The following is an 11,417-nucleotide window of genomic DNA, read 5'->3' as shown; positions in this document are numbered from 1 at the left end:
GATGCCGCGAGGGCGGGTGGATGCGCACAGCGCGCTCACCCGCCCTCGCGCGTTCCCCGGATCCGCCCTCGCGCCTCCGCGCCCACACGAATCCTGATTGCCGGTAGAGTGCTGTCGTTTGTGGGTGCCGTAGGCTGTTCGCAGCCGCATCAGTGCGGCGATACGCCCATCTGGGTGGTGCGCGGCGTGCAGTCGCACCCCGCTCCACGCGCGAATCCGCGCAGTCACCCCACGTATCTCAGGAGATGCCCCACGTGAAGACCTCGGTCGAACAGATCAACCCGACCCGCGTCAAGCTGACGATCAACGTAGAACCGGCTGAACTCAAGCCATACGTCGACTCCGCTTACCGCACCATCGCAGAGCAGATCCAGGTGCCCGGCTTCCGCCGCGGCAAGGTTCCGACGCCGATCATCGACCAGCGCGTCGGTCGCGCCGCCGTCCTCGACCAGGCGATCTCCGATGGCCTCGACGTGTTCTTCAACCAGGCCGTCGCAGAGTCCGACGTGCAGCCGCTCGGCCGCCCGAAGGCCGACATCGTCGAGACGCCGAACGTCGCCGACTTCGCAGGCGACCTCGTCGTCGAGGTCGAGGTCGACTCGCGTCCCTCGATCGAGCTTCCCTCCTACGACGGCATCAAGGTCGAGGTCGAGGCTGCGGCCGTCGACGCGGCTGACGTCGACGCCGAGCTCGAAGAGCTCCGCAAGCGCTTCGGCACGCTCGTCACCGCAGACCGTCCCATCGAGGACGGCGACTTCGTGACGCTCGACCTCATCGCGACGGTCGACGGCGAGAAGGTCGATGAGGCCGAGGGAATCTCGTACGAGCTCGGCTCCGGCCAGCTCCTCGAGGGCACCGACGAGGCGCTCCTCACGCTCACCGCGGGCGAGGAGACGACCTTCCGCTCCACGCTGCTCGGCGGCGAGCACGAGGGCAAGGAAGCAGAGATCACGGTCACCGTGCAGTCCGTCAAGGACCGCGAGCTGCCCGAGGTCGACGACGAGTTCGCGCAGATCGCGAGCGAGTTCGACACGATCGAGGAGCTCCGCGCCGACCTCGAGACGCAGGCCAAGAGCAAGAAGACGTTCGAGCAGGTCGACGCCGCACGCGAGAAGGTCGTCGAGCAGCTCCTCGAGCTCGTCGAGATCCCGCTGCCCGAGACCCTCATCAACGATGAGGTCACGCGCCACCTCGAGCAGGAGGGCCTCCAGCCCGACGACGAGCACGGTGTCGAGGTTCGCGCCAACGCCGAGAAGTCCTTCCGCCAGCAGGTGCTCCTCGACGAGGTCATCAAGGCAGAGGGCGTCGAGGTCGAGCAGGACGAGCTCACGCAGTTCCTCATCCAGTCGGCCGCCCAGTACGGCATGGCTCCGCAGGAGTTCATCGGCGTCCTGCAGGAGAACAACCAGCTCCCCGGCATGATCGGCGAGGTCGCACGCTCCAAGGCCATCCTGTTCGTTCTCGACAAGGCGGAGGTCGTCGACACCAACGGCGACGCCGTCGACATCTCCGAGTTCACGGTCGCTGTCCAGCGCGCCAAGGAGAAGGCAGCCGCAGCTGAGGCCGAGGCATCCGCCGAGGCCGTCGAGTCCGACGAGGTCAAGGACGACGAGGTCAAGGGCGACGAGGCCAAGTAGTCTCCAGTTCCACTTCGCGAAGCGCCGCCGGCCATCACGCCGGCGGCGCTTCGTGCATGGTGCAGCGGATGCGGGGCCGGATGCGCGGCCCCATCCTCCCTGCCCTCAGCGTCCACCGTGACGTGCCGGCTTTTCGCGCCCGTGATGGGTTTTTCCCCATCACCGTTCAGGGAAACCCGCACGCGCATCCGCAGAACCCATCAGTGCTGCCGAAACCCCGCACGGGCATCCGCAAAACTGATCGCCGTTGCAGCAGCCCCGCACGGAGTGACACGACTCCTTGGCACACTGCCAGGCACCGTGTGCCGTGGGCGAACAGGCCAGCGCTGGCCTCGCGGCTCTACTAGATTCGGTGACGACCGTTAGGGAAATGGAGCGACCGTGGCTGATATTCAACTGCCGAACAGCGTCTTCGACAGGCTCTTGAAAGACCGCATCATCTGGCTCGGGTCCGAGGTGCGCGATGAGAACGCGAACGAGATCTGCGCGAAGATCCTGCTGCTTGCTGCAGAGGACCCTGAGCGAGACATCTACCTCTACATCAACTCGCCGGGTGGATCGATCACCGCAGGTATGGCGATCTTCGACACGATGGAGTTCGTGCCGAACGACATCGTCACCGTGGGCATCGGCATGGCGGCCTCCATGGGCCAGCTCCTGCTGACCGCAGGTGCGCCGGGCAAGCGCTACATCACGCCGAACGCACGCGTCCTGCTGCACCAGCCGCACGGCGGCTTCGGCGGCACGGCGAGCGACATTCAGACCCAGGCGCAGCTCATCCTCGACATGAAGGCGCGCCTCGCGTCGATCACGGCGCAGCGCACGGGCAAGAGCCTCGAGCAGATCAACGAAGACGGCGACCGCGACCGCTGGTTCAACGCCGATGAGGCGCTGGCGTACGGCTTCGTCGACCACATCCGTTCGTCGGCGACCGAGGTCACGGGCGGCGGCGGCACCAAGCGCGACGCCGAGTCCACGTCCGAGTCGGCAGAGTAAGGAAGCCAGAGCATATGAACACCCCATTTCTGACCGGCGGCTCGCCGGCAGGCGTCCAGAGCCCCTCGTCGCGGTACATCCTGCCGTCGTTCGAGGAGCGCACGGCCTACGGCTACAAGCGCCAGGACCCGTACGCGAAGCTCTTCGAGGACCGCATCATCTTCCTCGGCGTGCAGGTCGACGACGCCTCGGCTGACGACATCATGGCCCAGCTCCTCGTGCTCGAGAGCCAGGACCCTGACCGCGACATCACGTTGTACATCAACTCGCCCGGTGGATCGTTCACGGCCATGACGGCGATCTACGACACGATGCAGTACATCCGCCCCGAGGTCTCCACCGTGTGCCTCGGGCAGGCAGCCTCCGCGGCCGCCGTGCTGCTCGCCGCGGGCCAGCCCGGCAAGCGCCTCGCCCTCCCGAACGCCCGAGTCCTCATCCACCAGCCCTCGACCGGCGGCGCCGGCCAGGGGCAGGCCTCGGACATCGAGATCCAGGCGCAGGAAGTGCTGCGGATGCGCACCTGGCTCGAGGAGGCGCTCTCGCGTCACTCGGGCAAGCCCGTCGACAAGGTGAACCGCGACATCGAGCGCGACAAGATCCTGTCGGCCGCCGAGGCCCTCGAGTACGGCCTCATCGACCAGGTGCTCACGAGCCGCAAGGGCGCCGAGCCGGTCATCATCGACTAGTTCGAGTCGACCGAACAGCGACATGCAGGGCCCGGATGGCCGCGTCAGGGAGTCCCCCTGGCGCGGCCATCCGTGCAATGTCGGTGGTTCGGGTTAGTCTTGGCAGACCGCGAAGGAGGTCCTCATGGCACGTATCGGTGAAAGCAGCGAGTTGCTGAAATGCTCGTTCTGCGCCAAGAGCCAGAAGCAGGTCAAGCAGCTCATCGCTGGTCCTGGTGTCTACATCTGCGACGAGTGCGTCGAGCTGTGCAACGAGATCATCGAAGAGCGCATGGCCGACTCCGAGACCAGCGAAGTCAAGGACTTCGAGCTCCCGAAGCCGCGCGAGATCTTCGCCTTCCTCGAGGAGTACGTCATCGGGCAGGAGCCCGCGAAGAAGGCGCTCGCCGTCGCGGTCTACAACCACTACAAGCGTGTCCGCGCGCTCGGCCAGATCACCTCTGCGGAAGAGCGGGTCGATGAGGTCGAGATCTCGAAGAGCAACATCATGCTCATCGGGCCAACCGGATGCGGAAAGACCTACCTCGCGCAGTCGCTCGCGAAGCGCCTCAACGTGCCGTTCGCTGTCGCCGACGCGACAGCGCTCACAGAGGCCGGGTACGTCGGCGAAGACGTCGAGAACATCCTGCTGAAGCTGCTGCAGGCTGCCGACTTCGACGTGAAGCGTGCAGAGACGGGCATCATCTACATCGACGAGATCGACAAGATCGCGCGCAAGGCGGAGAACCCGTCCATCACGCGGGACGTCTCCGGCGAGGGTGTGCAGCAGGCGCTGCTGAAGATCCTCGAGGGCACGGTCGCCTCGGTTCCGCCGCAGGGTGGCCGCAAGCATCCGCAGCAGGAGTTCATCCAGATCGACACGACGAACGTTCTGTTCATCGTGGCGGGTGCCTTCGCGGGCCTGGAAGAGATCGTCTCGCAGCGCGCCGGGAAGAAGGGCATCGGCTTCGGCGCCCCCCTGCACTCGAAGAACGATGATCGCGACCTCTACAGCGAGGTGCTCCCGGAAGACCTCCACAAGTTCGGTCTCATCCCGGAGTTCATCGGTCGCCTGCCCGTCATCACGACGGTCTCGCCGCTCGATCGAGGTGCCCTCATCGACATCCTCACGCAGCCGCGCAACGCGCTCGTCAAGCAGTACCAGAAGATGTTCGAACTCGACGGTGTCGAGCTCGTCTTCGACGAAGGCGCGCTGGAGGAGATCGCCGACCTCGCGGTGCTGCGCCAGACCGGTGCCCGCGGGCTCCGAGCCATCCTCGAGGAGACGCTCGGGCCGGTCATGTTCGATGTGCCCTCGCTCGACGACGCGAGCCGGGTCGAGATCACTCGCGACGTGGTGCTCAAGAATGCGGCGCCGACGATCATCCCGCGACCCGAGCTGCGCGCCGAGAAGTCGGCCTAACTCACCGTCGCGTGAGCGCGTCAACGACGTCCGGAAGCCCCGCCAGCCATCCAGCAGGCGGGGCTTCCGCTCTGCGTGGGCCAGCCGCGCGCCGCCGCGGGGGAGCGGCCGGTCGGGAAGCGCAGTCGGCGGGCTCGGGGTGCTCGGGGTGCTCACCGACGCGCTCGACTCGCCCTGCCGCGGCAGCGAAGCGAGTCTCTTCCGAAGACGCGAGGCAGGCCGCGTGCAGGTGACAGAACGGCTCCTCGGAAGCGTGCTCATCGTCAGCGCCGACGCGCGTGCGCTCGGCGGCCGAGACCGCCTGCGGGCTCTCGAGGTCCTGTCGGAGGGCGATCGTCAGCGGCTGCGCGCCATGTCCGAGGTGCGGGCGGACGACCGCGCGGACGCGTTCCTCACTGGTCGCTTGCTGGTGCAGCTCGGCCTCGAGCGCCTCTCGGCTGACCTCCTCCCCTCAGACCTCCTCCCCTCAGACCTCCTCCCCTCAGACCGCCTAGCCTCAGACCGCCTCTCCTCAGACCTCCTCCCGACAGACCTCGAGATGGGTTCCACGCTTCCGGATGGCTTGCACGCCATCCGGAAACGTGGAACCCATCTCGAAGGCGGGGAACGCGGGCTCGCGCCGGTCGCGGAGCTCGAGGTGGTCTGCTCGAACTGCGGCTCGACGACGCACGGCAAGCCGAGCATGCCGGGTCTGCCGGTGCTCGTCAGCCTCGCCTATGCGGGGATGACGGTCTTCGTCGCGCTGGCGAGCGTCGATGACGTCAGCGCCCTCGGGATCGACGTCGAGGAGCTGCGGATCGACGACGACTCGGCCTCTGCGCGGCCCGCCGGACCCCTCCCGATCTCAGGCGCAGGCGCAGGCCCAGACGCAGACCCCGACCGACACGCAGCGCTGCCTGCGCCATGGGGGGATACGGTCGACCCCGCCCTCGACCTCGAGCGGTGGACCGCCGTCGAGGCGGTTCTCAAGGCGGACGGCCGCGGGCTGCGAGTCGATTCGAGCTTGGTGCGCTTCGAGCCAGGCGAGGGGCGCGCCGATGGGGACGAGCATGCTCGCGTCGCTGGCGAGGAGGCGAGCTACCGCATCCATCGCGCCGTCGCGGAGCGCTTCCTCGTGGCCGTGGCCACAAGGAGGTCGGATCCGGAAGGAAGCCGCATGAGGGTGCCCGTCAGCGAAGAAGCCGGGTCACCTTCGCTCTGACCGCCGAGGGCAGCTCGGGAAGGGCGAGCTGGTAGAGCCAGGCGTCGAAGAGCTCCTGGAGCGGGGCGTCCGGCACGACTGTCGCGGTGTGCTCGATGAACTCCGCGGTCGAGGCCACGGAGAAGCGCTTCACCGAGGTCCAGCTCGTGAGGATCTCGAAGAACGCCGAGTCGCCGACGGTCAGGCGCAGGGCGTGGAGGGTGAGTGCGCCGCGCTTGTAGACGCGGTCGTCGAACATGTCGGCGGCACCAGGGTCACCGAGCAGCAGGTCCTGCGGCAGCGCGGACAGCGAGCGCCAGTAGTGCCTGGCCAGCTGGTCGGCGCTCTCGGCACCGCTCGCCTCCGCCCAGATCCACTCGGCGTAGCAGGCGAAGCCCTCGTTCAGCCAGATGTGCTGCCAGCCGCCCACTCCGACGCTGTTGCCGAACCACTGGTGCGCGAGCTCGTGGGCCACGAGGCGCTCCTGGCCTCTGGCGCCGTCGATCTGGTTCGCGCCGAAGATCGCCATGCCCTGGGCTTCGAGGGGGATCTCGAGGTCGTCGGCCGTGACGATGACGGCGTAGGAGTCGAAGGGGTACGGGCCGAAGGTCAGCTCGAAGGTCTCCATCATGCGAGACACGTCGGCGAGGTCGGTTCCCACGCGACGGGCGAGGGCGGTCGGGTAGTGCAGGTGCCCGTCGACTCTCGCGAGCTGCACGTCTTCGCGCCGGTAACGTCCGATCTGCAGGGTGACGAGGTAGCTGGCGGTGGGCGCGCCCTCCTCGTACACCCAGGTCGTGAGGCCTCCGGCTGAGCGCCTCGAGCACAGTGATCCGGTCGCGACGACGTCGTAGTTGCTGTCGACGGAGACCTGGATGCGGTAGCTGGCCTTGTCTGCGGGGTGGTCGTTGCAGGGGAACCAGGTCGGGGCGCCGGTGGGCTGCGAGGCGACGATGATGCCGTCCTCGAGCTCTTCCCAGCCGATGGTTCCCCAGCGGGAGCGGCGGGGTCGAGGGGCGCCCTCGTAGACGACCTCGAGCGTGATGGCGGCTCCGGCCTCGACTGGCTTCGTCAGCGTGACCTTCAGCTTGCGGTCGCTCTGCTTGAAGCGCGCCTGCTTGTCACCGCGAGCGGCGATCTTGCTGACGCGAAGGCCGACGAGGTCGAGGGAGAACGCGGTGAGCGGAACGGTGGCGCGGATGCTCAGCGTCGCCGTGCCGGAGAGTCGGTTGTTCTGCATCCGGTACTTGAGGGCGAGGTCGTAGTGCTCGACGCGGATGCTCACGTCGCCGCTCTGCGGCGTGTAGGGGTTGCCGGGCAGGGGCTCAAGCGCGGCGGCGCGGTTCATGACACCTTCGACTGGTAGGCGCGGAGCTTGAGCGCGCGCCAGGGGCCGATGGGGTTGCCGCTCCAGCGGCTGCCGACGGGGACCGACTCGCCTCGCATGACGAGGGAGGCTGGTCCCACGGTGGCGTGGGCGCCGATCGTGGCGGCGGGCAGGATCACGCTGTGCGGTCCGAGCGTTGCGCCTGCTTCGAGGGTGACGGTGTCCATGCTCATTATTCGATCATGGAACAGGTGGGTCTGGACGACGCATCCCCGGTTGACGGTGGCTCCGTCGCCGAGAGTGACCAGATCTGCCTCCGGGAGCCAGTAGGAGTCGCACCAGACGCCCTTGCCGATCTTCGCGCCCAGCGAGCGCAGCCAGAGCGCGAGCGCGGGCGTTCCGGCGGCTCCGCGCGCGAACCAGGGGGCTGCGACCATCTCGACGAAGGTGTCTGCGACCTCGGTGCGCCACACGAAGCTCGACCAGAGGGGCTGCTCGGAGACGCGGATGCGTCCGACGATGAGCCACTTGGCGAGGGTCGAGATGATGGCGGATGCTGCTGCCGCGGCGAGGAGGACGAAGCCGGACAGGACGATGGTCCAGGCGACGCCGACCGCGGTCTCGATGGCGGCGAGGGCGAGGAGCACGCCGAGGCCGAGTCCGCAGGTGACGATGACGGGGACGATGCGGCACAGCTCCCAGAGCGCGCGGGCGATGCGGAGCGCCCGGGGCGGGTTGTAGGTGCGGGACTCGTCGCCGTCGACGGTCACGCGGCGGAGGCGGACGGGTGGGGAGCCGAGCCAGGAGGAGCCGGGCTTCGCCTTCGCTGGTGCGGCGGAGAGCACGGCGACGAGCCCGTCGCGGGGCACCGAGTGGCCCGCGGCTGCCATGCCGGAGTTGCCGAGGAAGGCTCGCGCTCCGATGCGGGCCCGTTCGATGCGCATCCACCCGTTGTGCAGTTCGTAGGAGGCGACCATGGTGTCGTCGGCGAGGAACGCGCCGTCGTCGATCTGCGTCATCGAGGGGAGGAGCAGGACGGTCGAGGCTTCGACGTCGCGGCCGACCTTGGCGCCGAGCATCCGCAGCCAGACGGGCGTGAAGAGGCTCGCGTAGAACGGGAAGAGCATGGTGCGGGCGGCGTCGAGGAGACGTTCGATGCACCAGGCCTGCCAGGCGACGCGTGAGCGCACGGGGTGCGTGCCCTGCGTGAGGCCGATCGAGAGGAGGCGCACGAAGGCCACGACCAGTCCCGCGAAGGTGACCCCCGCAGCGATGACTGCGGGTGCGAGCCACGCGAACGCGGCGAGGGCGGCGTCGCCCAGTGACGCTGCACCGCGCATCCCGACCGCGACGACGACTCCGCCGACCGCGAAGGAGAACAGCGGCAGCAGCGCGAGTGCCGCTGACGCGACGGCGTAGACGAAGGCCCACCCGAACGGCTGCGGTGGGCGTTCGGCGGGCCAGTCGTTCGCGCGCACCTTGCCGACCCGGACGGCGGGGGATCCGGCCCAGCTCTTGCCTGAGCGCACCCGGCCGAAGACCGCGGAACCGGGCGCGACCTCGGCCCCCTGGCCGATCTTCGTGCCGGGGGCGAGGGTGCTTCGGGCGCCGACCGTCGCGCCGGCGCCGATGCGGATGCCGCCGATGCGCACGAGTTCGCCGTCGATCCAGTAGCCGGTCAGGTCGACCTCCGGCTCGATGGCCGCGCCGTCGCCCAGCTGCAGCATGCCCGTGACCGGCGGCAGCGAGTGCAGGTCGACGTTGTTGCCGACCTTCGCGCCGAGTGCCCGCGCGTAGTAGACGACCCAGGGCGCACCGGCGAGCCCGACGGCGTCGATCTGCGTGGCGACCTGCTCGGCGAGCCAGAGGCGCATGTGGGTCGCCCCGCCACGTCGGTAGTCGCCAGGCTTCAGGCGGAACAGCAGGATGCGCGCGGCGGCAACTGAGATCGCCATCTTCCCGAACGGGGTCACGAACACCACGAGCATGACGACGATGAGCCAGAGCGGCGCATCCGGCAGCACCTCGAACCCGGGCAGGAGCTGCAGCGGGGCGCTCGCGGTGAGCAGGTAGGTGATCCAGCGGGCCCCGGCGAGGATGTGCAGGGGGAGGCCTGCGACGATCTGCAGGATGCGCGCCGACAGCGGCGTCGGCCCTGGTGTGCTGAAGGTCGTGGGCAGCTCGTCCTCATCGTCGAGCGCTTCGCGGATGGACTCGGTCATGGCCCCGAGGCGGGGGTGGTCGTAGACATCGGCGACCGTGAACTCGGGGACGCGGGCGCGCACGCGCGTCACGAGCTGGGCGGCAGAGAGCGAGCCGCCGCCGAGGTCGAAGAAGTCGGCGTCCTCGCTGCCGACGGGCAGTCCGAGCACGGCCTGCCACTGCTCGGCGAGCCAGGCGGTGTGGGCGTCGAGGTCGCCGGAGACCTCGTCTGCACCGGGGAGCGGCCAGGGCAGTGCGTTCTTGTCGACCTTGCCGGACGTGCGGGTCGGCAGGGAGTCGACCTCGGCGATCAGCGGTACGAGGGCCTTCGGCAGCTGCTCGCCGAGTTCGGCGCGCGCGAGCTGCCGCTCGTAGTCGGGGCCCGTCACGATGTAGCCGACGAGGATGGAGGCACCTGCCGAGGTCTTGCGGACCGCGACGGCGGATCCGGTGACGCCGGTGACGGCTTGCAGTGCCGCTTCGACTTCGCCGAGCTCGATCCGACGGCCGCCGATCTTGACCTGGTCGTCCGCTCGCCCGAGGAACACGAGGCCCTCTGCTTCGTACTTGACGAGGTCGCCCGAGCGGTAGGCGCGCTCCCAGCCGAGGCTCTCCATGGGCGCGTACTTCTCGGCGTCCTTGGCCGGGTCGAGGTACCGTGCGAGGCCGACGCCGCCGATGATGAGCTCGCCGGATTCGCCCTCTGCGACGCGCTTGCCCTCGGCGTCGACGACGGCGAGCTCCCACCCGTCGAGCGGGAGGCCGATGCGGATGGGGGCGGTGCCGTCGAGGAGTGCGGCGCAGGCGACGACGGTGGCCTCGGTCGGGCCGTACGTGTTCCAGACCTCGCGGCCGTCGCCGACGAGGCGCTGCGTGAGCTCGAGCGGGCAGGCCTCGCCGCCGAAGATGAGGAGCCTGACCTGCTCGATGGTCTCGCTCGGCCAGAGCGCGGCCAGTGTCGGGACGGTCGAGACGACCGAGATCTGGTGCCGCAGGAGCCACGGCCCGAGGTCTTCGCCGGAGCGAACCAGCGACCGGGGGGCCGGAACGAGGCACGCGCCGTAGCGCCAGGCGAGCCACATCTCTTCGCAGGAGGCGTCGAAGGCAACCGACAGTCCGGCGAGGACGCGGTCGCCTGGACCGATGGGCTCGGCCTGCAGGAACAGCTTCGCCTCGGCGTCGACGAAGGCGGCGGCGGAGCGGTGGGAGACGGCGACGCCCTTCGGCACCCCTGTCGAACCGGAGGTGAAGATGACCCAGGTGTCGTCGTCCAGATGCGGGCCCTCGAGCTCGTCGAGGCTGCTGCTCTCGGGATGCGGGGCGTCGGCCTCGAAGAGATCGACCGGTTCCCCTGCTGGCTGCTCGCCGTCGGCCGCGAGCACGAACACGCCGTCGCCCTCGATGGTGCCTCGCACCTTGGCCTCCCCGAAGACGAGCAAGGCGCGCTCGTCCGGGTCGTCGACGTCGACGGGCACGTAGGCGGCCCCGGCGGCGATGATGGAGAGGATCGCGACGTACAGCTCACGGGTGCCGGACACGAGTCGCACGCCGACCTTGTCGCCGCGACGGACTCCCGCATCCTGCAGCACCTTTGCCGTCTGGGCGACGTAGGCCGTCAGATCCAGGTAGCTCAGGGGAGCGACGCCGTCATCGATCGCGATGGCGTCTGGATGCGCGGTCGCTGTCGCCGAGAGCACGTCGATGAGGGTGCGGGGCGTGGGGGCGGCCGCGGAGCGGTCCAGGGGGGAGTGCACGGAGCCACGCTACCGGTGAAAGGTAACGCAGCGGTTGCCGAGCATCGCGGCTGCCGCGCGCATCGGATCCGCCCGCGCCGTTGTCGAACCTGAAAATCTCCCGTAAGGTAACCCTTGCCTTACTTAGCGTCACCTAACCTGCTCCACCGGGTGGCGTCCCCACCGTGAGGCTTTCGGACACGGCACTCGCCGCGCATCTGCGCGCGTGTCGGGGAGCCGTGGCTTCTACTCAG

General features: G+C 68.8%; 7 protein-coding genes. 5 read left to right on the top strand and 2 right to left on the bottom strand.

What is annotated here, in order from left to right; translation table 11 throughout:
• Positions 1–245 precede the first annotated feature (245 nt).
• The 5 genes from tig to C5C17_RS09250 all read left to right on the top strand — a co-directional run bounded on the left by tig (position 246) and on the right by C5C17_RS09250 (position 5,922).
• A complete protein-coding gene (gene tig, locus C5C17_RS09270) occupies positions 246–1,637 on the top strand; it encodes a trigger factor (protein WP_258066115.1) in 1,392 nt (463 codons plus the stop codon).
• Positions 1,638–2,018: 381 nt separating this feature from the next.
• Positions 2,019–2,633 (top strand): ATP-dependent Clp protease proteolytic subunit, encoded by a 615-nt coding sequence (locus tag C5C17_RS09265; RefSeq protein WP_104240770.1) that lies wholly within the window; start codon positions 2,019–2,021, stop codon positions 2,631–2,633.
• Between the two features lie 14 nt (positions 2,634–2,647).
• Entirely contained in the window at positions 2,648–3,319 is a 672-nt protein-coding gene (locus tag C5C17_RS09260) for an ATP-dependent Clp protease proteolytic subunit (protein ID WP_104253101.1), read from the top strand.
• A 124-nt stretch (positions 3,320–3,443) separates the two neighbouring features.
• On the top strand, positions 3,444–4,721 hold the full coding sequence (gene clpX / locus C5C17_RS09255) for an ATP-dependent Clp protease ATP-binding subunit ClpX (RefSeq protein ID WP_104253100.1): 1,278 nt from the start codon (positions 3,444–3,446) through the stop codon (positions 4,719–4,721).
• Between the two features lie 223 nt (positions 4,722–4,944).
• Positions 4,945–5,922: a 4'-phosphopantetheinyl transferase superfamily protein gene (locus C5C17_RS09250; protein ID WP_146079122.1), complete on the top strand. Its 978-nt coding sequence runs from the start codon at positions 4,945–4,947 to the stop codon at positions 5,920–5,922.
• Here the strand turns inward: C5C17_RS09250 and C5C17_RS09245 are convergent.
• Both C5C17_RS09245 and C5C17_RS09240 read right to left on the bottom strand, forming a co-directional pair.
• Complete coding sequence (locus C5C17_RS09245; protein ID WP_104253098.1) at positions 5,891–7,249, bottom strand: M1 family metallopeptidase; 1,359 nt, start codon at positions 7,247–7,249, stop codon at positions 5,891–5,893. The genes C5C17_RS09250 and C5C17_RS09245 overlap by 32 nt on opposite strands.
• Positions 7,246–11,184 carry a Pls/PosA family non-ribosomal peptide synthetase gene (locus C5C17_RS09240; RefSeq protein ID WP_104253097.1) on the bottom strand — a complete coding sequence of 1,313 codons (3,939 nt, stop codon included), beginning with the start codon at positions 11,182–11,184 and terminating at the stop codon, positions 7,246–7,248. Before C5C17_RS09240 ends, C5C17_RS09245 begins: the two co-directional genes overlap by 4 nt.
• Between the last annotated feature and the right edge of the window lie 233 nt (positions 11,185–11,417).

The sequence above is a fragment of the Pseudoclavibacter sp. RFBA6 genome, assembly GCF_002931575.1.
GTDB lineage: Bacteria > Actinomycetota > Actinomycetes > Actinomycetales > Microbacteriaceae > Pseudoclavibacter > Pseudoclavibacter terrae.
The sequence above is the reverse complement of the archived record's forward strand: the minus strand, read 5'-3'. Positions and strand labels throughout refer to the sequence as shown.

Excerpts from the sequence above, each read along its gene's own strand:
- C5C17_RS09245 (WP_104253098.1), bottom strand. The coding sequence starts at position 7,249 with ATGAACCGCGCCGCCGCGCTTGAGCCCCTGCCCGGCAACCCCTACACG.
- C5C17_RS09260 (WP_104253101.1), top strand. The coding sequence starts at position 2,648 with ATGAACACCCCATTTCTGACCGGCGGCTCGCCGGCAGGCGTCCAGAGC.
- tig (WP_258066115.1), top strand. The coding sequence starts at position 246 with ATGCCCCACGTGAAGACCTCGGTCGAACAGATCAACCCGACCCGCGTC.
- clpX (WP_104253100.1), top strand. The coding sequence starts at position 3,444 with ATGGCACGTATCGGTGAAAGCAGCGAGTTGCTGAAATGCTCGTTCTGC.